This is a genomic window from candidate division WOR-3 bacterium (assembly GCA_039802005.1).
Taxonomy (GTDB): domain Bacteria; phylum Hydrothermota; class Tepidihabitantia; order SM23-42; family JAOAFX01; genus JAOAFX01.
In genome coordinates, this window is record JBDRVV010000009.1 from 21,863 (window position 1) to 46,317 (window position 24,455).

Annotated in this window: 22 protein-coding genes and 1 tRNA gene; 9 read left to right on the forward strand and 14 right to left on the reverse strand. The window is 37.5% G+C overall.

Features of this window, described 5'->3' with window-relative positions:
• Window positions 1-10 precede the first annotated feature (10 nt).
• The 9 genes from ABIL69_04370 to ABIL69_04410 all read left to right on the forward strand — a co-directional run bounded on the left by ABIL69_04370 (window position 11) and on the right by ABIL69_04410 (window position 7,859).
• Entirely contained in the window at window positions 11-2,617 is a 2,607-nt protein-coding gene (locus tag ABIL69_04370) for a hypothetical protein (protein MEO0123221.1), read from the forward strand.
• A 143-nt stretch (window positions 2,618-2,760) separates the two neighbouring features.
• Window positions 2,761-4,428: a zinc metalloprotease HtpX gene (locus tag ABIL69_04375; protein MEO0123222.1), complete on the forward strand. Its 1,668-nt coding sequence runs from the start codon at window positions 2,761-2,763 to the stop codon at window positions 4,426-4,428.
• Window positions 4,415-5,065 (forward strand): endonuclease III, encoded by a 651-nt coding sequence (gene nth, locus ABIL69_04380; GenBank protein MEO0123223.1) that lies wholly within the window; start codon window positions 4,415-4,417, stop codon window positions 5,063-5,065. Before ABIL69_04375 ends, nth begins: the two co-directional genes overlap by 14 nt.
• 24 nt (window positions 5,066-5,089) lie before the next feature.
• Window positions 5,090-6,346: a flippase gene (locus tag ABIL69_04385; protein MEO0123224.1), complete on the forward strand. Its 1,257-nt coding sequence runs from the start codon at window positions 5,090-5,092 to the stop codon at window positions 6,344-6,346.
• 50 nt (window positions 6,347-6,396) lie between these two features.
• Window positions 6,397-6,468 (forward strand) — tRNA-Met (locus ABIL69_04390).
• A gap of 21 nt (window positions 6,469-6,489) precedes the next feature.
• A complete protein-coding gene (locus ABIL69_04395; GenBank protein ID MEO0123225.1) occupies window positions 6,490-6,657 on the forward strand; it encodes a hypothetical protein in 168 nt (55 codons plus the stop codon).
• Window positions 6,658-6,885, forward strand: coding sequence for a zinc ribbon domain-containing protein (locus tag ABIL69_04400; protein ID MEO0123226.1), 228 nt, complete (start codon window positions 6,658-6,660; stop codon window positions 6,883-6,885).
• 13 nt (window positions 6,886-6,898) lie between these two features.
• Window positions 6,899-7,192, forward strand: coding sequence for an HU family DNA-binding protein (locus tag ABIL69_04405; protein ID MEO0123227.1), 294 nt, complete (start codon window positions 6,899-6,901; stop codon window positions 7,190-7,192).
• A 97-nt stretch (window positions 7,193-7,289) separates the two neighbouring features.
• Entirely contained in the window at window positions 7,290-7,859 is a 570-nt protein-coding gene (locus ABIL69_04410) for a nitroreductase family protein (GenBank protein MEO0123228.1), read from the forward strand.
• Between the two features lie 82 nt (window positions 7,860-7,941).
• Here the strand turns inward: ABIL69_04410 and ABIL69_04415 are convergent, their stop codons facing one another.
• The 14 genes from ABIL69_04415 to ABIL69_04480 form a co-directional block, all read right to left on the reverse strand.
• Window positions 7,942-9,318 carry a T9SS type A sorting domain-containing protein gene (locus ABIL69_04415; protein ID MEO0123229.1) on the reverse strand — a complete coding sequence of 459 codons (1,377 nt, stop codon included), beginning with the start codon at window positions 9,316-9,318 and terminating at the stop codon, window positions 7,942-7,944.
• 69 nt (window positions 9,319-9,387) lie between these two features.
• A complete protein-coding gene (locus tag ABIL69_04420) occupies window positions 9,388-9,951 on the reverse strand; it encodes a hypothetical protein (protein MEO0123230.1) in 564 nt (187 codons plus the stop codon).
• A gap of 87 nt (window positions 9,952-10,038) precedes the next feature.
• Complete coding sequence (locus ABIL69_04425) at window positions 10,039-11,070, reverse strand: hypothetical protein (protein ID MEO0123231.1); 1,032 nt, start codon at window positions 11,068-11,070, stop codon at window positions 10,039-10,041.
• A gap of 21 nt (window positions 11,071-11,091) precedes the next feature.
• A complete protein-coding gene (locus tag ABIL69_04430; GenBank protein MEO0123232.1) occupies window positions 11,092-11,391 on the reverse strand; it encodes a hypothetical protein in 300 nt (99 codons plus the stop codon).
• A gap of 257 nt (window positions 11,392-11,648) precedes the next feature.
• Window positions 11,649-14,486 (reverse strand): HEAT repeat domain-containing protein, encoded by a 2,838-nt coding sequence (locus ABIL69_04435; GenBank protein MEO0123233.1) that lies wholly within the window; start codon window positions 14,484-14,486, stop codon window positions 11,649-11,651.
• 181 nt (window positions 14,487-14,667) lie between these two features.
• A complete protein-coding gene (locus ABIL69_04440) occupies window positions 14,668-15,144 on the reverse strand; it encodes a VIT1/CCC1 transporter family protein (protein ID MEO0123234.1) in 477 nt (158 codons plus the stop codon).
• A 111-nt stretch (window positions 15,145-15,255) separates the two neighbouring features.
• Window positions 15,256-15,696, reverse strand: coding sequence for a large conductance mechanosensitive channel protein MscL (gene mscL / locus ABIL69_04445; GenBank protein MEO0123235.1), 441 nt, complete (start codon window positions 15,694-15,696; stop codon window positions 15,256-15,258).
• A gap of 74 nt (window positions 15,697-15,770) precedes the next feature.
• Entirely contained in the window at window positions 15,771-17,609 is a 1,839-nt protein-coding gene (locus ABIL69_04450) for an OmpA family protein (protein MEO0123236.1), read from the reverse strand.
• A 122-nt stretch (window positions 17,610-17,731) separates the two neighbouring features.
• Window positions 17,732-18,553: a flavodoxin family protein gene (locus tag ABIL69_04455; GenBank protein MEO0123237.1), complete on the reverse strand. Its 822-nt coding sequence runs from the start codon at window positions 18,551-18,553 to the stop codon at window positions 17,732-17,734.
• Window positions 18,550-18,879 carry a hypothetical protein gene (locus ABIL69_04460; GenBank protein MEO0123238.1) on the reverse strand — a complete coding sequence of 110 codons (330 nt, stop codon included), beginning with the start codon at window positions 18,877-18,879 and terminating at the stop codon, window positions 18,550-18,552. Before ABIL69_04460 ends, ABIL69_04455 begins: the two co-directional genes overlap by 4 nt.
• On the reverse strand, window positions 18,876-19,217 hold the full coding sequence (locus tag ABIL69_04465; GenBank protein ID MEO0123239.1) for a DUF5674 family protein: 342 nt from the start codon (window positions 19,215-19,217) through the stop codon (window positions 18,876-18,878). The genes ABIL69_04460 and ABIL69_04465 overlap by 4 nt, the downstream gene beginning before the upstream one ends.
• Before the next feature lie 6 nt (window positions 19,218-19,223).
• Complete coding sequence (locus ABIL69_04470; GenBank protein MEO0123240.1) at window positions 19,224-20,429, reverse strand: serpin family protein; 1,206 nt, start codon at window positions 20,427-20,429, stop codon at window positions 19,224-19,226.
• A gap of 69 nt (window positions 20,430-20,498) precedes the next feature.
• Window positions 20,499-22,409: an ATP-binding protein gene (locus ABIL69_04475; GenBank protein ID MEO0123241.1), complete on the reverse strand. Its 1,911-nt coding sequence runs from the start codon at window positions 22,407-22,409 to the stop codon at window positions 20,499-20,501.
• Window positions 22,406-24,391, reverse strand: a complete 1,986-nt coding sequence (locus tag ABIL69_04480; GenBank protein MEO0123242.1) for a Na/Pi cotransporter family protein — start codon at window positions 24,389-24,391, stop codon at window positions 22,406-22,408. The genes ABIL69_04475 and ABIL69_04480 overlap by 4 nt, the downstream gene beginning before the upstream one ends.
• Window positions 24,392-24,455 lie beyond the last annotated feature (64 nt).

Below are 24,455 nucleotides of genomic sequence, written 5' to 3' on the forward strand. Positions count from 1 at the left end.
TACTAAAAACATGAAGATATTTATAGATTACCTAAAACAAAAGTTACATTCGGGTTGGGTTATTGCCAACCATATCCTGGTTTCATTCCATGTTGCCTTTATCTCTTCTGTTTTGTGCATTCCAAAAGGTTTGCAGGGAAAGGAGGTATTAGGATTTGTCTTTACAAGTGTTGATACAATAATCTCGGCACTCTTCTGGTTTATAAGTTTCCATACCGGGATCGCTATCCACGAGATGGGGCACTATTTGAGGGCGGTTAAATTAAATGCCCTGAATGAAAATATTTTGCCGGCAGCCCAAAAAAGATATAAAAGCCCAGGATTAAGTAAACTATTCTGGTATTTAGAAATGTTCATCAAAATACCTTATGGAAAATTCACGGGAGTAAAGAAAGAAGGATTGACATATTATCCAGAAGCCCCATTCAATCTAAGCGTTGCGGCGGCAGGTCCTGAAATCAGTGGTAATATGGCACTTGTGATGTTGCCGATTGCAGTAATCCTGCTTGCAATTGGACTCATTGGCGACCATATCATTCTCACCTATATTGGCAGATTGTGCCTTGGTATCGGAACTGTAGGATTACTTGATTTTCTACTCGCTGACCCCGGAAAATATCGCGAATTCAAAGAAAGGGAAGCAAGGGCGAAAATGAAGGCTGAAAAGATTGAAATTTCTAAAGAAAGCTGGCTAAATAAGGTCAAACAGGTAAAAGAAATGATGATGACAAAAAGAATTCAGGAAGTCACACTTCCGGATGGTGAAAAACTCCGTGCGCCCTGGCAATATCGGAATTGTGGGATGGGTGGTAGGCATACTGAGAAAGAATATCCCGAGAGTAACATAAGTATGCAGGAGATGATGTTTGTTCCACTTTGTGCCAAAAATTACGAAGAAGCGCAGATGATTACGGTTGCGCTCCAGACACGATTGAAAGAGATTATTGAGAAGAGCGAAGGTGCACGGGTTATGGGAATCGGTCTGGAAGGTGGACTCGCACCTTATATAAGTAAGGATCCCAATGACATTGTACCAGAACAACGAATGTGGAGAATGGCGGTTCAGGCAATAAGAGACATTGGTTATAAACCGGGTGAAGATATCGCCCTTGCCTTTGACCCCGCGGTAAGTGAATTGAGCAATGCATATCGCGAGGAATTCAATCAGCCGGATGCAGTGGGAATGTATTATTTCTGGCGTGGAGAAGAGAAAGTCGTTATGTCGCGCGACCAGATTGTTGACTTATACAAGAAGACTGTTCAAGAACTTCCTATTGTTATGTTAGAGGATGGATTTGCAGAAGATGATTATGAAGGATGGCGTCTTGTGATGAAGGAACTTGGCGATAAAATCTTTATTGTTGGTGATGACATCGTAACCACAAAAGACTCTACAATTGAAAAATGTGCAGATGACGGATTGATGAATGTTTCTCTCATAAAGGCAAATCAGATCGGAACCCTCTCTGAAACTTTAATCGCAATGCTTGTTGCGTTAGGCAAAGGGATGGATTTACTTGTATCTCATCGTTCTAAATCACCTAATGATGATATGGAGGCACAGATTGCACTTTCCGCAAATACAATGGGATTAAAAGCAGGTGGTGGTGCTAACACCGAGCGCCTCTTCAAATATGGCTCAATTACTAAAATAATGAAAGAACTTCAAAGCGCGCGCGATAAAAAGTTTGATGAAAAAGAGTATGGTGATGTAAGGAATTTCTTAAACAATCTCGTTATAACAGATATTATTGCCTATGAGGAGCCAACCAATGCAGGTATTCCAAGTGTTGGTGTTAATATTTATGCCGGTATTCCAGGCAGCGAAGCATACAAAAAGATACTAAAAATGACGGGTTCAACGCCATTAGGTACATCGGCTGGAACCGGTGAAGCAATCCATCTTGTTGACAGTACAATTGAACGCTCTTCTCTGACTGATAAATATTCAGATTTATTTACTCCCCAACCTGATAAAACATTTAAATTCAAGAAAGGGCTCAAAGAATCTGATATCCTTGCGAAGAATGATTCTGAATTGACAGCGCTCTGGCAGAAAGTGCAACGTTATGAAGGGAAAGGCTGTCTCAATGCGGTCAATAATATCCTGACAATAATTGCCCCGCACTTTATCGGCAAAAAGGTTTCGGAATTTAAGTCAATATCAATGATTGATAAGATATTGTTAAACCTTGAAAAAGAGACCGCAATCCTCAGAGGTAAACTCGAAAAGAACGCTTCCCAGGATGAAGTCATTGAAATTATGCAGAGAAAAGGAAATCTCGGAATGAATGCGATACTCTCAGTTTCACTGGCGATGGGCAGGATGATTGCCCATATTCAAGGAAAAGAACTCTGGCAGTTATTAAGAGAAGAAATGAAGCAGTTAATGGCAAAAGTAATCGCGGCAAATGGCGGATGGGAAATCATAAAGGATGTAGTTCCCCAAGAAAAAGCATCTGCAATACAATCAGCCAAAGAAAATCTTGTGTCTGTTTTACAAAAAGAATTAACATTTGAAAACCTTGTAAAATGTCTCCAGAATGTTGAAAAAAGGTTGAAAAAAGAAAACAAAAAACTCTATCAGGCTTTAAGAGAGCAGGCACAGATTTATTGAAAATTTGCAGGCAACTTTCTGTGTGATTACAAATTTTAATAATATATAAGAGCCAACTTAAAAAATACATTTAAGAGAAACACAAAAAGTTGCCTGCACCTTTTTGCTATTGACTTTACACTAAAATTGATTAATCTTTATCAATGTCTATTACAGCAAAAACATTCTGGGATATTGAAAAAGAAAAGACAACTGTAATATATGCAATTTTTGGAGTTCTTGTATTTTTTTATTTTTTTTCTTTTTTTATCATCTGGACTATATTTAAACTTTTAATTTATGTAAGGCTTCAACTGGAAAATCCTCATATCCGTTTCCATCTCTTCGGCTCGGATACATTAATCGTATTTATTATTGCCCTCATACTTGCAATCATGCACTGGTTTTACACAAATCGTAATGTTGTTGAAAAAATTTTAAAATTGCTTAATGCGAAGCCACCGGATAAAAACGACCGTTATCATTATGTCTTCAAAAATATTGTGGAAGAAATCAGCATTGCTGCAGGTAAAATAGCGGTTGAACCTTATATCGTTCCAACTATAGCAATGAATGCATTTGCACTCCAGGATATTTATGGTAGAAATGTCATAGGTGTAACCGAAGGGCTCATATCAAGATTAAATCGAGATGAACTCCAGGCAGTCCTTGCCCATGAAATGGCACATATTGTATCAAATGATTCATTATTAACAACTGTAGCAAGTTCACTATTTGGAGTATATAATGAAATGCTCAACGGCATTGTAAATAATATCAGCAAAATGAATCGGGCTGACGAAGATATTCCTTTTAGTAAAAGCCAAAAGAATGCCGCTGCGGCCGGTTTGGTCTTCCTACCTGTATTTATCTGTCTTTTAATAATGAGTTTTTTATCCCAACTTCTATATGTTTTTATCTCGCGTGAAAAAGAATATCGGGCAGATGTGAACGCAATAAAATATACCAGAAATCCTTTGAGTCTCGCCCGTGCCCTTTATAAAATAGCAACCCATTATCGTGGGACTGCAAGTTATCTGGCACCAATTTTTATCTTAAGTCCTGAGGCAAATCCACTTGAAGAGCGAGAAGATTTTTTTGCAAACTTATTCTCCACCCACCCCCCTTTCACAAAAAGGCTTCAACTAATCCTTGACCAGGCGCACGCTGACTTAAGCCAGATTACCGAAGAGATTTATAAAATACCACGAAGTGAAGAACAGACAAAACCAACCAAGTCTGAAATTTTTATAAAAAAAGAAGAAAGATGGCTTGGACCTTATACATTGCTTCAACTCCAATCTTTAGACTTTTTAACCCCTGATACCGAGGTTAAAATTAAAGGTACCGAACAGATAGTAAAGGCAGAATCAATTCCTGCATTAGACCATTATTTTAAAATAAAAAATACTCCTCTGTGGAAGATGCGACGTATATGCCCGGTATGTAATGAATGGTTAATAGTCCAGGAATATGAGGGATTGTATGTCTGGCGTTGTGCATTTTGCGATGGGCTACTTGTGGAAAGAGAAAAACTGCCGAGAATAATTGTGCGCGAAGAAAAAGAATTTTCTGAAGAGACCATACGTATCGCATCTTTTATTCTTGCTGAAGCCAAAAAGAAAAAACCAAATTTCAAATTGCTCATAGAGACCGTTAACAAGAGAAAATGCCCAAAATGTGGTAAACCGATGGTGCGTAAATTGTATAGTTATGTATACCATATTGAGATTGACGAGTGTAATGAATGTAATTTAATCTGGTTTGATAAAAATGAACTTGAGATATTACAATGTTTAATTGAAATGGAGGAAAAAGATGGAAAAGGATAAAAAAATATTTGCAGAAAAAATAATTGACGGAATAAAAAGGCATTTTCCAAATCCCAAGATTGAACTAAATTATAGAAATGAATTTGAACTTTTGATCGCAGTCCTTCTATCTGCCCAGACTACCGATAAGAAAGTCAATGAAGTCACACCACAGTTGTTCGCAAAATATCCAACACCCCAGAAACTTGCACAGGCGGATATAAATGATTTATATAAAATAATCAAGCCACTCGGCTTCTTTAAAAGAAAATCTGAGCTCATAAAGAAATGTGCGGAAACGATATGTAAAAAATTTAATGGTAAAATTCCAGCAACAATTGAAGAACTTGTTCAATTGCCCGGTGTAGGCAGAAAAACCGCTTCTGCAGTCCTGGTAAATGCCTTCAATAAACCTGCAATTGTGGTTGATACCCATGTAATACGGGTTGCAACGGAAAGATTAAAACTCAGCAAGGCAAAAGACCCTGATAAAATTGAACAGGATCTGGCAAAAATTTTTCCGAAAAATGATTGGCAATTTATAGCGAATGGACTCGTATTATTTGGGAGATATGTCTGCACTGCAAAAAATCCCAATTGTTCTTCCTGCTATATATATAACCTATGTCCTTACGAAAATAAAACATCTAAAAAATAAATTGCATCCAGGAAAATTTTGTAAATGATTAAAAAATTATCAAAAAACTTTGTCATATTAGTTTTTGGAGAAGGTTTTAGCCATTTTATGGGTTTTATCATTAATGCGTATATAGCCCGTAAACTGGGTGTAGATGGCTTCGGGGTAATAAATTACAGTCTTGCATTTTTGACTTATCTATTACTTTTCAGTACTATGGGTCTACCCACATTGGGTGCACGAGAAGTCGCGCGGGACCACAACAATACACAGATAATCGGCGAAATAACTGGAGTAAGATTTTTTTTAACACTAATCCTTTATAGTATATTTCTATCTTTCCTCTTTATCATTCCAGGTAATCCAATAACGAAAAAAGTAATTTTGTTATACATTTTTGCCGGATTTCCTTATGCCTTTTATTTAGAATTTGTATTTCAGGCAAGAGAAGAAATGGAATATGTTGCCGGCGGCAGGATAATTCAATATTTAGGTTATTTTATTTTTTTATTGATTTTATTTAAAGATAAAAATCAAATTCTTGCCGTTCCTTTTTCGTTTTTGGGTGGTTATATTATAGCGACATTATTTTTGATTGTAATTTTTTTACACAAATATAAAAAAATATATTTTTCTATCAATTTTCACCGGTTTCATCAAATCCTTACTGCCGCCCTGCCCATTGGTATTGCTACAATCATTTATCAAGCAGTGATCAACTTCCCCGTAATATCTCTGGGTATATTCCATAGTGATAGTGAAGTTGGACTTTTTAGTGCTGGATTCAAGATAATACTTTTACTTTTAATCATAGAACGGGCATTTTATTATCTCCTCTTCCCCACCTTTTCGAAACAAGACCCCCCAAAATTAGAAAAAAGCCTTGTGTTTTTCTCTCAACTCATCTTAGGTATTACATTATTTATTGCGGTTATTGGATTTATATTTGCGAAAAATATTATTACATTGATATATGGTCCTAATTTTGTACCTGGCTCAGTGGTATTACGAATTTTATTACTATATTTTATAATTGCGCCCCTTAATACCATTTGGGGTTATGCATTAATTGCCCTCAACCATGAAAAGAAATTTTTATATGTCATTGTTATAATCGCCATTTTAAATTTGATTTTAATGCTTATATTTGGTTATTTATTTAAAAGCAGCGGCGTTGCTATGTCAATGGTGTTCAGTGAATTAGCAGGTTTAATAATTATGAAAAAAAACTTGAATTCTGTTGTCAATTTTCGTTTTTTTTCGCGATTTAAATTTGAAGAAATAAAATACTTATCAAAATAACAAAAGATACAACCCTTGACATTCTTTTTTTTTTAATTATAATATGCTATCGCGGGGTAGAGCAGCGGTAGCTCGTTGGGCTCATAACCCAAAGGTCGCTGGTTCGAATCCAGCCCCCGCTATTTAAATAAAAAGGGGTTTTGATGGAAAGAAGAAAAAAGTTAGAGAGGAGAAAAGGCGAGAGAAGAAAGTTGCTAATCGAAGATGAATTTCGCAAATTGATTGAGGAAGGAAAAGTAAGCAAAAATGACCGCCGCTCCTGGACTGATAGACGTAAATTTAAAAGAAGAAAAAAACAAATCGGAATCTGAATGCCAATCTTTGAATTTAAATGCAAAAAATGTTTTAATAAATTTGAAGAACTTGTTTTCAAAAATAGTGATCTGGATGATATAAAATGTCCCAAATGTCAGGGAAAAGAAATAGAAAAATTAATTTCTGTTTTTGGTTTTCGTAGCACAGGCTCAAATGGCAAAACGATAAGTACAGGAAGTTCCTGTACTGGATGTCAGCGAACAACCTGTGCAGGTTGTAAATAAACAGGAGGTTAAAATGCGCCGTGAATATCTTATTGAAGCAATATCGGCAAAATTTGGTTCTATATACCCTAAGATTGATATTGAAAAACTTATTGATGCATTCCTTGATCTTATCATAGATACTTTGATAAAAGAAAAAAGGGTGGAAATTAGAAAATTTGGCACATTTGAATTAAGAAAAAGACCGGGCAGAACATCAAGGGCTCCTAAATCGGGTAAGGAATTCACCCTACCAGACCGATATGTTCCTTTCTTTAAACCATCTAAGGTATTCAAAAAGTTGATAATGGATAGAACAAAGCCATAGTTTTGAAATAGAATATTGCAAAATCAGAATATTAGAGTATTAATAGTGTTAGAAAAATCTTTAACTGATGTCTTGGATATATTGATAAACCTTTAATATGGATGTCTTTGAAGCAATCAAATGGCGGAGGAGCGTAAGAAAGTTTTTACCACAAAAGATAGAAAAAGAAAAAATTTTAAAAATACTTGAGGCTGGAAGGCTTGCCCCTTCTTCAAGCAACCGCCAGGCGTGGCATTTTATAGTTGTAGATGACGAAAATCTAATAAAACAAATCCCGGAAAAGGTTGTTATTGGCACGAAGAGTATCATATCATGGATCCAAGATGCCCCGCTTGTTATTGTTGGCTGCTACACAAAGGCAGTAACCCATTTCGTGGCAGGACTTTATGGAAGAGAAAATCATTTAATCGACATTACAATTGCAATGACCCATATGGTTCTTGAGGCAACCGAGCTTGGTATAGGTACCTGTTATATTGGCTGGTTCAATGAAAAGCACTTAAAGAAAATTTTAAAAATCCCTGACCATTACCGTGTTGCAATGCTCGTTGTAATGGGGTATCCTGCAGAGCCTTCTACACCAGATGGTATCGGTGGGATAAAACCAAGACCAAGAAAGGATCTAAAAGAAATTGTTTCATATAATATCTGGGGTAAAAACTTTTAATTTTCCAATCTCTCAGTGCAATAAATAAGTTGAACAATAAAAAGCCCCGGCATTAAGCCGGGGCCCTGATTTATATGTTTTTTTACCGGGTCAGGATGAATTTCTGGGTTATTATAGCATTATCTTTTTCAAGAACCACAAAATAAATACCATCAGAAAGTGCTTCAGCACGTGGATTCCAGTTGAGTATATTATCACCTTTTTTGATTGATATCTTTGCAACAAGCCTGCCATTAATGTCAAAAACTTTCAAGTAATTAGTCTTCAGATTGGTAGCATTAATTTCAAATGTTACAACATCCTTCACTGGATTAGGTACGACTTTCAGTAACCGGCTGTAAGCAACATTCTCTTTTTCTGACTCCTCAACTGGAGTTAGCGGTGTATAAAATCCTTTTACCTTAACAACCTGATTGACATAGGTACCACTTATTTGAGCGATTGTTACCCAATAATTTCCATCCCTCGGGTCAAATTCAATTCCACGAATGTTCCAACCATAATTGAGAAGGAATTTTTTGCCTGTGAATATCGGTGGCGGACCTTGAAATTCAACAACACCGACACTATCAAGTGTCTGGCTTGCATTGAACCAGGTTTGAACATTGACGAAAGAATTGCCCAGTGAATCATACGCAAGGCAACGGGTATTCAAATATCCCTGAATCGGACTGTTATATTGAGTTGCACTACCAAGCGTATCACCGATATAAATCAGTTGTGTTGCACCAAGTGCGGTTCTTCTATCTGCGTACCACATTGTATTAGGTGGTTTAAAAGCAAGACCAACAGGATAATCTTGGGCAGGATTACTGAATTGTCTGAGAATTGCACCGGTAGATTTGTTAATCTTCCACACCATTTTCTGGGGATAATTGCAGACATATAGTCGGTCATCATATCTGCTATAGGATATATCAACCACACTATCTTCAGGACCGGTAATTACGCCCATATATGTAACAAAACTATCCGAAGAATACTGCCTTATCTGATTGGAGTAAAAGTCAAGGACATATATCCTGTCGCCCAGTCGGTCATAGGCAAGGCCATAAATGAACTGGGTGCTTGGAAAATTGGGAAGATATTTCGGACCCCAGATAATTGTACCCGGTGCCATACCAACACTATAGGAAAAAGTCCTTACCCAGGTTGACTCGGCAGAAGTAAGTACAAGCTGGAATTCAGCAATATGACCCGGTGGTGTTGATGCATGAACAGACAAATCATAAGGGTCTGAAATATTATTGGCACTGACCCCTGCGTTCATTGTGCCATAGGTGTAGGTGGAATCGGTGATTGTAATATAAGGAGAAGTAGTTCGCAATTTCCCCTGAACATTGGTTGCCGCCACAGTTCCCACATTTTTTATGTAGGTAACTATTCCCGCATTCTCTCCTGGGTCAAGTTTGCCATTGCCATTGTTGTCGTTTACAACCTTGGTGCTATCTAAGGTCAAAAATGGTTTATTGCTTAAATAAATGAGTTGTACATCATCGGCGAAGACCTTCGCCAGTTGTGCAGCCCCTCAGCAAGTATGGGCGGTAGTATCATAAAATGCTACTTCAATCTTTTGAACATTTGCTGGATTAACACCTGGTAAATTCTGCAGTTCACTTGCCAAACTGAATGAATGAGTATGCCATAGAGAATCATTGACCATAATCAAATGACAGGTTGGCGTATTCTGCCATGGACAGGGCGCAGTAAACTGACAAATACGCGTCTCACCTAACAAAACACCACTTGAATTACGATAGCCAATTATCACTGCGGCGGCCGCAAAAGTCAGGGTATCGGCATTATTATCATAAGCATAAATTTTTGCCTTAACCGAAAAGGTAACATTATTCACCGATGGAATATCAACAATCTGCCTCACCCGGGCATAGCCACTGCCCGTCTGTTTTTCTACACGCAGCTCATAATCAGGGTCTGGTTCATAGGTGGTAGCACGGTCGATGTAGATATAATAACCTGAAGTATCCTTAGTCCACCCTACACTTATATCCTGCTCGAAATCTCCATTGGTAATGAGATTCTGAGCAGAAACTGCACTAATAAACAACAGGATTGTTATTATTCCTCTCATTAAACCCCCTTTCAAACTTTAATTATCAGTTTTTATGTTTATTTTTGTTATCCATCACCTCCTTTCTATCTATCTAAATCTCTTACCCTATTCTATCTTAACTACCTTGTGGGTACCTGCTTCCGGCAATCGAATAAAATAGACACCTGAACGCAATTTTGAACAGTCAAAATAGCCGTTATCGGTGTGGGCAATATTCCTGCCACTGGCATCATATAGATATACAGTTTTTCCTGAAAATTCTGGGAGCACTATGTCTTTTTTGATAATGCTCGGTATCTTTATTTTTGATATCCCTTCTTGTTCTGTTTCTTCAACCCCAACAATTTCAATATCAATATTGCCACGGATATCATACTGTGATGAAATATATTCACTCCAGACATTGAGATAACGATTATTGGCACCGGGAACGACATCAGCATAGTATATATTATTTGTTGACGGTGAAATCCTAAACGCTGAACCAACCTGAAGACCGCTGGTATTGTATTTGACACCCCAAAGCTGATAGATACCGCCTACCTGGTACGAATAGGTAACGAGATAATTTATCCCGTCAAACACAACGCGCGAAGACTTAAAATAATAAACCGGGGAAGCGATTGTAAATGGACTGCCAATAGGGGTACCCGTATTTGAAACTAACAGACCTTTCAAAGTGTATGGTGAACTCGTTTCATTCCAGATGACCATGAAATTAGCTCCACTGTATGCGACATCTACATTGTAGATAGCTGCTGAAGCACTGGCTAATTGCAAGGTATCGCTCGCCATAGATCCATCTGGATTTACAAAACGTCCATAGACATGATAAGGTGCTGGAGTATAAACGCCCCAAACCACAAAATATCTCGTCCCGCCCCAGGTGACTGAAGGATAATAGTAGTATTGACTTGTGCCTATTGAAATTTGAATTCCTGTTGGGTCAAGAACCGAACCACCGGGTGTAACCCGGGCGCCGTATATCTGATAAATATTGTTCCGATAGTCATGCCAGACTACAAAATAATTGCCACCCCCAAAAGTTATTTCTGGAGCATATTGAGCAGGTATAGGACCGTCATAATATATATAAAATGCTGAACCTAATGGGTCACAAGTCGGAGTGACACGCACTCCGCGGATATCACCATAACTTCAACATCCTTCGCGCCAGACCACCAGAAAGTTTGTTCCATCATATGCTACTGCCGGTGTAAAGCAACTATCCTGAAATTGGAACTTTCCGTTTAAATCTATTACAGTACCGGTTGCCGAAACCCTTGCCCCGTATAAAGCGTACATATAGGAAGAAGAATTACGATAATCAGTCCAGAAGACATAATATTGATTGTTGGCAAAGGCAACACAGGGATATACCTCAATTGTATTAAGATTGGTTATAGCAAAATCCGCATTAAAGAGACTTAAGGTTAACATACCAATTATGCAAGCCATAAGACCTCCTTTTAATTCTTTTGTTTCAAAACTCTTTCCGAGGTCATTTCTATGTTAATATTATATTCATAATTTGAGATTTGTCAAGGGGAAGGGGTTAGGTGCGAAATACCTTGAGATTTAGACATATTTATCCGCAGGCTAAAGCCTGCGACTACCAATTAATTCCATTTTTGTGTTTTGTAGTGGTCGAGCTTGCTCGACAATTTGCTATTTATTTTTGCGAGGCTAAAGCCTCGCCCTACATTATTTATTCTCTAATCCATGATATCTTCTGGCAGAAGAAATAATTCTTCGGGCTCCAGCATTCCCCTACCTTCAATCAGGTCAATGAATTTCTGAGTTTCTTTTTTCAAGACAGGATAATCAGACTTCAAATACCGTCTTACAATTTCGGTCAGATGTTTTTTGTACTCGGTTGTCTTTTCCTTGTTATCCATTTTTGCGTATATCTTCGCCATTGTTTTTATCATTATGGCAATGTGTTGTTCATTTTTGGCCTTCTTCAGTTCTGCTTCTACCCTATCCAATGCGTACTTTCCAAGTTGTGCCATTCCTTCCATTGCAGCAATCTTTACAACATAAGAAGAATCGGTGAGCAGTTTTATTAAGATTGGGACACCGGTGGTATCTTTAATATTCTGCAATGCCTCAGCCACACGCAGTCTCATTCTTTCGTTCTTGTGTCTGTAGTATTGATTAAAAATTGGAATCGCAAGGGTATCCTTCAATTTCCCGAGTGTATAGATCAAAACACCAGCAACCTTATCTTCGGGCTTTTTTTCAAGCATTAATCTCAATGTATCCTTTGCCTTTGTGTATTCAAGTTGTCCAAATAGATATATGCAATTCCTCACAATTGTATCATTTTCATTATGCAGACCCTGGTATAAATAAAAAGCAGCGGTATCCTTGAATGCCTTGAAAACTTCTTCAATCGCCCGCAGTTTGAGACCATCAAATGTCCGCATTTCGTTTTTAAAAATATATTCCACTGCCCTTTCTTTGAATTCGTTTATCATGATTCTTCTGCCGGTCTTCGCTTTAGGAATATCCGCCCGGACCTCCCACAAAGAGCCATAATAAAAAAGCCTTGCCATCTTTGCCGAATCACTTTGCATTGTATCAATTTCGGGAAATGTAGTAATGGTATCTTCCCAGGGTTCTTTTTTGGGTTCCACTGCCTCAAGGTCCATTCCTAAGGCATAAGTGCCGGAAGTCCAGATATGATTATTCTTGCCCTTGTCTTTCTCTGCATATCTATCTTCACCCTGCAAATCAATAAACAAACCTATCCCACCAGTCCCCCGTGACCAGTTTGCACCACCCTGACTCATTCCTTCCCTTGAACAGTAGTCATCATTACCCCTGGTATCAACAAATATTCCAACAGAGTTTGTAAGACCTATCCCCTGTCCACCCGATGCATAATATACATCATCACCATCTTTATCTAAAAGCCAGCCAACTGCGACATCGTGTCCTTCACCCTGGGCAGGACCGAATCTACTAAAATAATGGTCATCACCTTCTAAGTCCACAAGTCCACCAATTGATAAATGAATCCCTGCACCCTGGGAATATTGTGCTGCAGAATATAAATCATTTCCCTGTTCATCAAGTAGCATACCGAGTGCAAACCAGTATGAGGTTGCCTGCCCATAAACCTCAGAGATATATTTATCATTCCCAGAACAATCATACAAAAATCCAATCCCACCTGATGCTACATCCCGCCAACCAAAACCAAACCCCTGAGCAAATGAACGAAACTGGTCAGGGTCTAAGGGCATATGGAGATATTTCCCACCAGCATAATACAAATCATCACCCTCTCTATCATATAATAACCCATAGCCACAGGTACCGCCCATCCCCTGTGCCCAACAATATGAATGATAAATGTCATCTTCTTTATAGTCAACTAAAATCCCTGAGCCAAAATTTCCAGCCCCCTGAACAAAGTAACCACCACGAAAATTATCAAAACCATCTTCGTCAATGAGTATACCGATTCCAAATAATCCTGCACCCTGACTGATATGGAATCCAGTATATGTATCATTCCCGGATATATCCCATAGTATCCCTGCACCAAATAAACCAGCACCCTGATTGACAAGTTTGTTATAATTCCTATAGACATCATCTCCAGAAAGGTCAATGACAAAGCTCACTGGAGTATTCAATTCTCCAACCGCACCGGCACACCGACCAAGATATGTATCATTACCGCCCAGATCAATGATTACTGCAAAATCATTGTAGTAGATATTGTCATCAACACCACCAATAACACCCTTAAATCCGCCGGGTAGTTCAAAGGTCTCGTAAACAAATCCCTTGACCCCGGATATCTCTTTGTAAGATAGATTTTCTTGCTTAGATAATTTTTCAGCAATCGCTTTTATCTTTTCAATTCCTTGGGCAAGAATGATACCAGCACAATGTATTTCACAAATATCTATCTTTTTGGCTAATTTTAATAATTGAACAGTTTCAAGCGTGGTGACGGTGTCACGCTCAATTCCAAATTCTTTGTGTAAGGCACCTGCATATCCACGCTCAATAGAATCGGCCTCATCTGCCCAGAGTGATGGGGCGGTGTAGATTAGACTATCTTTTTGTTCGGGTGTGAGTTTGATAAATGCCTTATCAAGATGTTTTTTTGTGAGGGTATAAACCTCTTTTATTAAAGTAATAAAATCATCCGATTTAAGTTCTGCAAGGCTAACCTCTGGTTCTGAAAGAACCATCGGTTCTTGAAGAAAGCCTTGCCCTACATTGAATGTCCGTGATAAATTTTGCCCAATAATCTCTCCAGCACAAAATTTTATATAATCCGATGGGGTTTTTAAATTTTTTATTGTGTTTCCCGAATATAAAACATAATCAGGAACCGACATTGGTTTATCCATTAAATTTTTAACAACCGAAAGCCGAAAACTATCCTGTATCCAGTGTTTATCATATTCTAAGTCAATTTTTGAAAGATTCAAGAGAGCCAAACCTTCAAAAATATATCTCCGCTCTACCTGCCATAAGGTATCAGGTTGTGGTAAGGGCAGGGTCAAAAATAAAATGAATGTGGCCATGTAACCCCCTTTAGAAAAAAATACCTAAACGCCTAAATTCCTAAATACCTAAATTCAACATCCCTTCTTCACCCTTGTTTACCCTTCTTTTCCTTTTTTTACCCTTTTTATCGCCTTCTGCCCTTTAGTCATCTTTCGCCTTTTTGACCTCTTTAGTCCTTTTTCGCCATTTTTGGTGTTTTCATTTAAATGTCGCGATCCAGTCACCAATGAAATGTGTAATTACTATGACCACCACCGCAATCAATAAATGCTCACCAACAATAGACCAGGGATTTGTCTTTTGCTCCCTGCCCATCATAAAACTGAAAAGGGAAATCAAAAACAATCCCCAGAGTACACTCACAATGATTGCTGTTGTAAGAGGGAAGATTAAAACCGGAACAAGGAATGTAAGGGCAAATAAGAATTTGGCAAAAAATGTCATTATCGTTGATTCCCATATCTCTTTTGTAGTATGTTTATTTTCGGACTCTTCAGAAATATGAATACCGAGGGCATCAGAAAATGCATCGGCAATTGCAATTGTCAGGATACCACCAATAACCACAATTTTTGAATGGGTTCCTGAATGGAGTCCTACCATTAACCCAAGGGTTGTTATTATTCCTGATGTTGAGCCAAAACTAAATCCGGTTTTTAATGAATGTTTAAGCATAAATAGCTCCTTTGTTCGCAAGGCTAACCTCTGGTTCTGAAAGAACCATCGGTTCTTGAAGAAAGCCTTGCCCTACGGAGAAAATTACTGGAGCCTTGTCCTACATCAATTTTATTCTTTCAATTCAGATGTGCAATTAGGGCAGCGCACTGCTTTTATGGGGATAGCCGTAAAACAAAATGGACATTCCTTGGTCGTCGGGGGTGGAGGTGCTTGGGGTTTAGGTGCAGTCCAGCGATTAACCTGCTTAATCATTAAGAACAATGCAAAAGCAACGATTATAAAATTAATTACCGTGTTTAAAAACAGACCATAGTTTATTGTTGGCACACCCGCCTTTTTTGCTTCAGCAAGGCTCGCAAACGGTTGTCCAGAAAGATTGATGAATAAATTTGAGAAGTCTACTTTATTCAGCAGCAACCCTATAGGCGGCATAATGATATCATTCACCAGCGAGTTTACAATCGCGCCAAAGGCACCGCCCATAATAAAACCGACGGCGAGGTCAATGACATTACCCCGCATTGCAAATTTTTTGAATTCAGAAAACATAGAACCTCCTTGGAATTTAAACTACAAAAAGGGGAGGTATTATACCTCCCCTTTTGTAAAATATGAGTGGATTATTATTTAATTATCACAAATTCAACCCTGCGATTCTTTGCCATATTCTCAGGTGTAGTATTCGGCACAACCGGTTTGGATTCACCGTATCCCTTGGGAATTAAACGATTCGCATCCAGATTGTGATTGGTCACGAGATAATCTTTGACTGCGTTTGCCCTATCTTGAGATAGTTTAAGATTGTAACTATCAGAACCTCTGCTGTCGGTATGACCCTGAACTTCAATAGTTGTGGTTGCATTCCCTGCAAAGATCTTGGCAATTGTTTTCGCGGCATCGTCAAGGACTGGATACGATTCAGGTTTTATCTCGGACTTTGCCGTTTCAAAATAAATTTCTGGCAATACAATTTTGAATTCTTTCTTCACAAGTGCAATTTCCAGTTCTAATTTTTTGCCCGCTTCTATTGTAACCGTTCTCTCATAAGGTAGATAATTCTCATCGGTGACACTTGCTTTTATCGTATATGTGCCTGCCTTTAATGTCTTGGTCATTGAAGATGTCATTTCTTCTACAACATCACCGATAGTAACTTTTGCAACCATTGGTTGGCGGGTTGAGAGGTCAATCACATTAACTGTCAGTTCACCTTCTGTCGGTACCGGCCTCAATCTCAAACTCAAAGGTATTTTTTCTCCGGCGCTGACCAGTAATTCAATTGACTCATCATAAAACCCATCAAGTGATGCGACAATGCGATAATTACCGGGTTCAAGTTCCTTTAATTCAAATTGACCAAAGGTATTTGAAGTAATGGATTTAACAAGAGAACCATCGCGGTAAAATGATATATTAGCAATAAGGGGTTCATCTGTCTTATCATTAACAATGGTTCCGGCGATAGTAGCCAATTTGGGACCTTCTGGTTTGAAATCAACACAATAAGAAAATCCTGCAATCACTGCCCAGGGTGGTGCAACACCCCAGCCGGTGGTAATATTTGTGCTGTCGGTCAATGCGGTTGGGAATGCGCGGTCATTTAATCCTTCCCAGGCGCGAATATCAACTGCAAGATTCAAACTGAATCTACCAGGTCGGAAACTGATACCAGGGGTATAATAGACCTCATTCGCGCCAAAGATTGCATCATCATCAATAAATGTAAAGAACTGGTCTTCACCACAAAAATCAATTCCACCGACTTCAATAAACGGAGTAATTTTGCCGAGATCCCAGCTCAATGCCGCGCGATAAATAGTGTAATTATTGCGCCAGCCCATTTCATCATCATTCTTATTTTTATCAATATAACCACCATTCAAATCAAGGGTCATCATTTTTGACTTAAAAGAAAGTCCCATCAATACACCGTAATCTATGGCACCGCTCGAGAAATAACGAAAGACCCCACCATCATTGCCATAGGCTTCGCCGAAAATGGGATAGTTTTTCTGTTCAAGACTTGTCCCCCGATCTGAACCGGTAGGCAATGATAAAACCGGTCCGATTGCCCAGGCAAAGTTTTCTTTACCAAGGCTCAGTTTCAAACCAAGCTTTGTATCACCCCAGCCCAAACTTGCCCGATTGTAATCGGTTGCGGTATAGTTAACACCGTCTCCATGTAATGAAGTCGCAATATTGAATGCCAGGTTATCGGTAATCGCATAACCAAGACCAAAAAACATATCACCACCTCCATGAACCGCTTCGCCTGCCGGTTCCCCGATAATTGCGACATCCCTTGTCTCTGTGAAATAGCGTGCGAACCAACCGATGTGAAAATGCCCGGCACCGCCATTCCAGGCAGACTCAGTACGAAACAGCCCGTATGCACCCTGATTATTAGAATAAGCAGTGCACAGAGCAATAACAACGAATAGCGTTATAATGTTGCGTTTCATTTAACCTCCTTTTATTTATAACACTTGTTTAATTATAGTCAATATTTTTTATATGTCAATTGTTACTTTCAGACTTAAGTGTGTAATTTTATATTGCTAAATCACCAAGGTCATTATCCCGGTTAACAGAGCCCTAAATTTCTTTTCTTCTTATGAATCTCCGGAAGCAATTTACGGAATCTTTCTTTTGTATTGAGAATCCAATCTTTGAAATGTTCTTCCATTTTTTCTTTGGTCCAGCGATGTTTATTCAAATCCTTTGCATCAAAATAAAATCCATCTTCAACCGCTTTCGCAGTCGTCAAACATACCGGGCAGCGATATAAATCACCTTTTATACGCTGGAAAATATCACAAAAATCTATTGGGCAGTATTTTGAAACGACTGAAGCAAAAGGCTCGCATTTAAAATCAATCAGTCTATTAATTGATTTTTCAATCTTGGTTATCCCATCTTCCAGCAATACCTCTCCCTGTCCTGCACCGTATATGAAAAAACTACCAACAATCCGACAACCCAATGCCAGCAAGAAAATATTCATCAAAGACAGCTGGAATTGATTCCAGTCAATCGGTGATGCCACACCAATACTTATTGCGGGCCATTCAGGTCTATCTTTAATCAATGGGTAAAGGCACAAAAATCTATCAAGAAAAATTTTTAATTTACCCGGAATTGTTAATACATAGGTTGGTGCAAATAAGATTAAACCATCAGTATTTATAATCTTTTCGGCAAGTTTATAAAGGTCATCATCAATTTTACATTTTGCGTTCTTAAAAACACAGGACATACATCCCTGACATTGTTTTATCTCAAAATCTTTTAGATATACAAGATTTGGCGTAACCCCTTTTTCTCTTAAATATTTTTCCGAGTACCTTGCGAGTAAGTCACAATTACCATTCTTCCTTTCTGATGCAATGATTATTCCAACCTTCATTTTCCCTTTCTTGCAGCATAAAAAAACGGATAAAAATAACTCTGCCACAACTCATCAGAAGAACCATATTGATTATCAAAATAAAAATAATCAACAAGCACCTCACGCAATCGTACTAATTCCTTTAAACGTCTTTTATTTTTAGGATCAATAATCGTCAAATCAATAAGTTCCAGTGCCCTTTCTGTCGCTTTTATACTGTATTCACGGTTTTTCTCACGCCAGTTAATCGCTCTATTAACCTCACTACCAATATGTGCCATCTGTTCAATAAAAGAAAATTGGAACCATTTCCCCTGAGCAAGTTCCTTATGCTGGTAGTTCATCTTGCTATCAAACTATTTACAATCTCAATTATTCTTTTTCTTATTTCTGGATTATCAACACCGCGCGTTTTGTTACCCTGTGAAGGCCGCAATTTTATCAACGAATCAAATTCAATAAAACTTTCGCTTTCGGCATCAGGATAGATATTTATGCCCCAGAGACTTTCTTGTTTTGACCCAATCGCAAGCAACTCGGCTTCTTCATCGGCGTGAAGTTCAGCTCCGATAGCCATTATACCCTTTTCCACATCCACAACTGCTTTCACTACAGTTCCAAATGTCTCCTGAGCAATTCGTTTAATTTCATCAATATTAATTTTCTCTCTTAAAATTAACATCTAACATTATGCTTTTGGTTCAACAACCCTGCCAATGAAAAGTATATTACCGGTATTTTTTTCTTGTATCACAAAAATAAATGGATGATCAGCACGAAACACAGGAATTCTTGGACCCACTGAAGTAATACCAACCACTACACCGGTTGCTGCTGCAGCTTCAGTCCCTTCTTCGTTGACATCAACATAAGCTTGATGGACAACTGCACGGATATATAAATTTTTTGTGCCATCTATACCGGAAAAGTCGCAGTGAGGGGAAAATGCGTTGGGCATACCAAGTTGTGATAAGTTGGGTGTAAGGGTATATCTCGTTTTGAAAGTAAACTTGGGCAAATATACTTCAACCCTTGTCTCAGACAAAAGTTTTTTCCACTCTTCAAATTTTTCTTGAGATAACTCTTTCTCAACTAATTTCAAATCATTCTTGCGCGGCAGTAATATGACCATTGATAAATCATTTCCTTCGTAAGGTAATTCAAGAATTTGCAGTTCATCTGTCTCAGCATAATTAAATCTGGTCTCCGGGTCTATTCTCTTCATCATCGGTACTTTTATTGTCTTTGACTCGTTAACCCAGAAGTCTTCTTCGGTTGTTAATGATTTATCAAATTGCTTGAGCCACTGCCCTTTAAAATATATCGCATTGGTAATCACCAATCTTGATTGTTGGTCAATTGAACCTGGTGGGAAGAGGTCTTTTATTTTTTGATTGGTCTTATCTTCTACCCATTTGTTGATTATCTGGCGCGTTTGTTCGGTTGCTCCTATAAAATCCACATTCCGTGCATAACCATCGTAATATTTTTGAATCGTCTTCAAATATTCAGGTAAAAATGGGTAGTCTTTTTGAATCCATAAGGCATTAGCAATATGTAATCTATATTTTGCATTCTTTTTATTAATTTGTTTATAAAGGGATAGAAAAGTTTCCCGACGATTTTTCTCATCCAGAGGGAATTTAAAGACTTCATACATCTCACCTTTAACCCAACCCTTTGCCCCTTCAAAGACCATCGCTATTGCCATTGTAATACTGAATGGTGAATAAAAAATATTCCCGGTTTCATTTTCAGTCAAATTCTTATAAAGATTAAAACAGAAACGATTATTACCCTGCACAATTTCATCAAATTTCTGTGGCACTTCAGCCTTACCACCCATAGCGTATACAAATGTAAATAGCATTAAACCAATCAGAAAATATTTCATAATATAGCCTCCTTGCAATCACATTATTATCCATATTTTTAAAATAAAGTCAAGAATTCCTATATCTTTTTAAATATTTAACCTGATGGTGAATACGGTGCCCTTTTCCTTGCTACTCTCAACATTTATGGTGCCATTATGTTCACTTACTATCTTGTGCGCAATAAACAGCCCCAGTCCGGTCCCACCTTTTTTGGTTGTAAAATATGGTTCAAAAATTTTATCAAGGGCAGAAGCAGGTATTCCTGGTCCGTTGTCATATACCTTAATTAAAGCATGCCCATTTTCTTTTTTCAAAGAGATCCCGATCTGGGAATCAATTTTAGGTACAGAAGAAACAGCCTCAATTGCATTGAGTAGTAAATTCATTAATGCACGCCTTATATCTTCCATATTTCCCTTTATAATCACCCCCTCTTCTATATCAATATTGAATTTAATATTTTTTTGTTTTGTCTGTTCATTTATTAAAATCTCCATATCTTTTATTAATCGGCTCAGATCAAATTCCTGACTTTCCTTTATCTGCGGTCGCACCAGGCTTAAAAAATCATTAAGGATTCTTGTCATTGAATCAATTTCTTTGATGATTGCAGAAATGAGCTGATTATAAGATTCACCCTGTGAAGGAAATTCTCTATGTAAGCGTTGGGCTGCAATTGCCAGACCATTCAATGGATTTTTTATCTCATGTGCAAAGTTTGCAACAAGATTCCCAAGAAAAGTCAATCGCTCTTTCTCCTTTTGTTCTTTTTCTCTTTTTCGAATTTCTGAGACATCATGTAGTATTGATATTGTTCCAAAAAATTTTTTGTTTCTATCATAAAGTGGATATGTGGCATACTTTATAACCTTATTGAAGATTTCCCTTTCCTCTTCAACAAAATTATTTGTTTCCTTAACGATTTGCAGTAAAAAAGGATCTCCTCTAAATACTACATTATATTGCTTATTTAATATTTCAGATTCCTGCACACCAGTAATTTTACCGAACATTTTATTGGCACCTTTGATATTTCCTTTAACATCCAGAAGCAGAATACCTTCATCAATCGCGCCGAGTATATGAGAGAAGAATTGTTCACGCATCTGATAATCCTGATGCTTTATGAAAATTGTAAATACAGCAATACCAACACCGAACAATATCACAAATAAAAGCCCCAATTGAATATAGGTACTATTAAGATACTGATAATAATTATCTAAATTCATACCGATGCGTAGAAGTCCAATAATTTCCTTTTCAACGATAAACGGGGTGACAATTTCAAGCACTTTCTTGTTTTCAAAATTTGTTATACGTGATATTTCTTTTCCATTTTGAAATGCCTTCAATAATAATGAATCGCTCTGTATCCTGGGCATTACTTTAACATTGGGTGTAGCAAAAATAATTCCCTGTAAATCTTGAAGCGCAACATAATTGATAATTGGATTTATTGCCATTTGATTGAGAATCTTGCCGATACCATACTCCTGACTGAATTTTTTTATCTCCTCGGCGGATAACTCAATCTGGAATACAACCCTTTCAGTTTTATAAATAAAACGAATAAATTTTTCGTTAAGTATTGTGAAATAATAATATTTAATCCTATCCCCTTCCTTAAAACTTTTGTAATCAATTTCGTATGGATTGCCCGACTTTAATAAATCCTTTTTCCTTATTGAATCATAAATCACTATTGAACTTAGATTAAAATTCTGTCGTACTTTATCAAGGTTGTCTTTTTTTAGACCAATTTCGTTGAGATAATTTATTATGCTAATGAGATTATCAGTAATTTTATCTTCAAGTTCTGCCTCCGCAAAGATGGAGTGCTCCTGAGCAAGTGCAATCAGTGTTAAAAATGAACGGGCTTCGTCTTTGAAAAAAGCAAGCATAGTGCGCTGGTTGTTTATTATGCTGAAAATCAGAAATATGCCCAATAAACAGAGCAAAATAAATGCCATTAAAAGATAGTTTTTAGTATTCATAAAATACCCATAACTGCGTTAGCAATTTCAGTTGCATGAAAGTTGATTCTTTCGAGGTCGCTTAATATATCAAGATGGATAGTTGAAGTTTCAAGACTTTCTTTCAATCCGCGGTGTAATCTCTCAATATGTTTTATCTCAAATTCCTTAGCCATTTTTAATCCTTTATCGCGTCTTGAGAAAACTTCCTGAGCAAATTTCCGATCCCTGGTTGCCATACTGGAAATTGACATTCTCAAAGTATCCAGAACAAATTTGTGGAATTCTTTGATTTGCGCCAACCCCTCTTGAGAAAATTCCATGCCTTCATCTATCTGCTTTTTTGCGTAGTTCATTAAATTTTTTGAAATTGTATCGCCGATATGTTCCAGTTCTGAAGTAACAGTGAGCAAACCAATTTGCATTTTTCTAAGTTCTTGGTCCATCTCTTCAGGATTCAGTCGGGAAAGATAAGGAGTTACCAATTCATCTATACGATCGATCTCATCGTCTGCCTCAATAATTGATTTCCTTAAAACAATATCCCTCTTTTCAAAGACCTTTATTGAATCCTCAAGCATCTTAACCGTTTTATCACCCATATCCATAATTTCTTTCAATGCCTGACTGATTGCAATTGATGGTGTATCAAGGAATGTCTGATCAAGTTTTTTAGTTTTTAAAATTTCGTGCTTTGTTTCAATAACAAGATAATTTAGCAACTTATTAAATGGACTGAGGAGAGGCAGAAAAATAAGTGCAATAAAAATATTAAAGATCGTATGGAAATTCGCAATCTGTCTTGCACTATTGCCACCGAAGGATATAAATCCGATATAATCAATTAATAATACGAATATTATAACACCAACCAGTTTAAAGATGAAGTTTCCCAGAGCAATCCTTCTCGCATTAACTGAATCTGCAATGAGCATGTGAAGTATCGTTGTTCCGAGATTTGCTCCCAGCACCAGATTAAATGCAGAAATGGTAGATATCGCGGATTCAAATACAAGAACAAGAATAAAACCAATAATTGCCGTGCTCGAACGAAATATGAACGAAAGCAATGTGCCGATCAAAACTGCAAGAATCGGGGCATTATTCAAACTTACAATTGATTTAGTAAATCCTGATAGATATTTTACATTTACAATGCCTGTAGAAATAATCTTTAATGAGAAGAATAATAAACCGATACCAAAAATAAACTGAGCGAGATTTCGGAGGTTTGGGAATAATAATCTTAGGAGCACACCAGCAGTAACTATTAAAAGTGAATAGTTCATAATATTGAAAGCAAGAAATTGAATTGTTATTGTGGCACCCACATTCGCACCGAGCATTACCGCAAGTCCAGACATCACTGGAACAACACCCGCTGAGGCAAACTTTATCAACAATGATGCAGTTGCAGTACAGGAACCAAAAATAGCCGTAATAAAAAATCCGCTTACCAGAGCAGTCAGACGACGATTTGTGAAATTGAATAATAGATCTCGCGTCTTGGAACCAAGCCCCCGAATCAACCCTTTGCTACCATAACTCAGGGCAAATATAAAAAGAGCGAGTCCTCCAATTATAGAAATTATCATTACCAATACCCAGTCTTGTTCCATACCCGTAAAATGGAATATAAGAGCGTCGTTATTATTTCTAACAAGTATGTAGTAATCACCCCGGGCACCCCCGAGTTTTATAAAAGTTTTTGCAAAACCATCTTTATCAGTGTATGTAGTCTCAGGATGTATAACCGCAAATTTACTTGTAAGATTATTTTCTAAAGGTTCTTTGAGAACTGCAAAGATCACTTTTGCATTCTCAACCCCTCTGCCCTTTTCATCAACAACACGGACCACAACCGGTTTTTGCAAAAACTGATTCACTATGCCTATTTGCTGGTCACCCGAGATATCGTTTCCTAATGGGTCCTGTCCTTTCAATAGTATGCAGAAAAACCACAAAAAAAAGTGTCCATTAATCATTATCTTAATATTAATCATTCAACTAAGAAAGTCAATAAAGTATTTTAACTTCTTGCAGGGTATCCAATAATTCATGTGGCGG

Excerpts from the sequence above, each read along its gene's own strand:
- ABIL69_04370 (MEO0123221.1), top strand. The coding sequence starts at position 11 with ATGAAGATATTTATAGATTACCTAAAACAAAAGTTACATTCGGGTTGG.
- ABIL69_04375 (MEO0123222.1), top strand. The coding sequence starts at position 2,761 with ATGTCTATTACAGCAAAAACATTCTGGGATATTGAAAAAGAAAAGACA.
- nth (MEO0123223.1), top strand. The coding sequence starts at position 4,415 with ATGGAAAAGGATAAAAAAATATTTGCAGAAAAAATAATTGACGGAATA.
- ABIL69_04385 (MEO0123224.1), top strand. The coding sequence starts at position 5,090 with ATGATTAAAAAATTATCAAAAAACTTTGTCATATTAGTTTTTGGAGAA.
- ABIL69_04395 (MEO0123225.1), top strand. The coding sequence starts at position 6,490 with ATGGAAAGAAGAAAAAAGTTAGAGAGGAGAAAAGGCGAGAGAAGAAAG.
- ABIL69_04400 (MEO0123226.1), top strand. The coding sequence starts at position 6,658 with ATGCCAATCTTTGAATTTAAATGCAAAAAATGTTTTAATAAATTTGAA.
- ABIL69_04405 (MEO0123227.1), top strand. The coding sequence starts at position 6,899 with ATGCGCCGTGAATATCTTATTGAAGCAATATCGGCAAAATTTGGTTCT.
- ABIL69_04410 (MEO0123228.1), top strand. The coding sequence starts at position 7,290 with ATGGATGTCTTTGAAGCAATCAAATGGCGGAGGAGCGTAAGAAAGTTT.
- ABIL69_04420 (MEO0123230.1), bottom strand. The coding sequence starts at position 9,951 with ATGAGAGGAATAATAACAATCCTGTTGTTTATTAGTGCAGTTTCTGCT.
- ABIL69_04430 (MEO0123232.1), bottom strand. The coding sequence starts at position 11,391 with ATGGCTTGCATAATTGGTATGTTAACCTTAAGTCTCTTTAATGCGGAT.
- ABIL69_04435 (MEO0123233.1), bottom strand. The coding sequence starts at position 14,486 with ATGGCCACATTCATTTTATTTTTGACCCTGCCCTTACCACAACCTGAT.
- ABIL69_04440 (MEO0123234.1), bottom strand. The coding sequence starts at position 15,144 with ATGCTTAAACATTCATTAAAAACCGGATTTAGTTTTGGCTCAACATCA.
- mscL (MEO0123235.1), bottom strand. The coding sequence starts at position 15,696 with ATGTTTTCTGAATTCAAAAAATTTGCAATGCGGGGTAATGTCATTGAC.
- ABIL69_04450 (MEO0123236.1), bottom strand. The coding sequence starts at position 17,609 with ATGAAACGCAACATTATAACGCTATTCGTTGTTATTGCTCTGTGCACT.
- ABIL69_04455 (MEO0123237.1), bottom strand. The coding sequence starts at position 18,553 with ATGAAGGTTGGAATAATCATTGCATCAGAAAGGAAGAATGGTAATTGT.
- ABIL69_04460 (MEO0123238.1), bottom strand. The coding sequence starts at position 18,879 with ATGAACTACCAGCATAAGGAACTTGCTCAGGGGAAATGGTTCCAATTT.
- ABIL69_04465 (MEO0123239.1), bottom strand. The coding sequence starts at position 19,217 with ATGTTAATTTTAAGAGAGAAAATTAATATTGATGAAATTAAACGAATT.
- ABIL69_04470 (MEO0123240.1), bottom strand. The coding sequence starts at position 20,429 with ATGAAATATTTTCTGATTGGTTTAATGCTATTTACATTTGTATACGCT.
- ABIL69_04475 (MEO0123241.1), bottom strand. The coding sequence starts at position 22,409 with ATGAATACTAAAAACTATCTTTTAATGGCATTTATTTTGCTCTGTTTA.
- ABIL69_04480 (MEO0123242.1), bottom strand. The coding sequence starts at position 24,391 with ATGATTAATATTAAGATAATGATTAATGGACACTTTTTTTTGTGGTTT.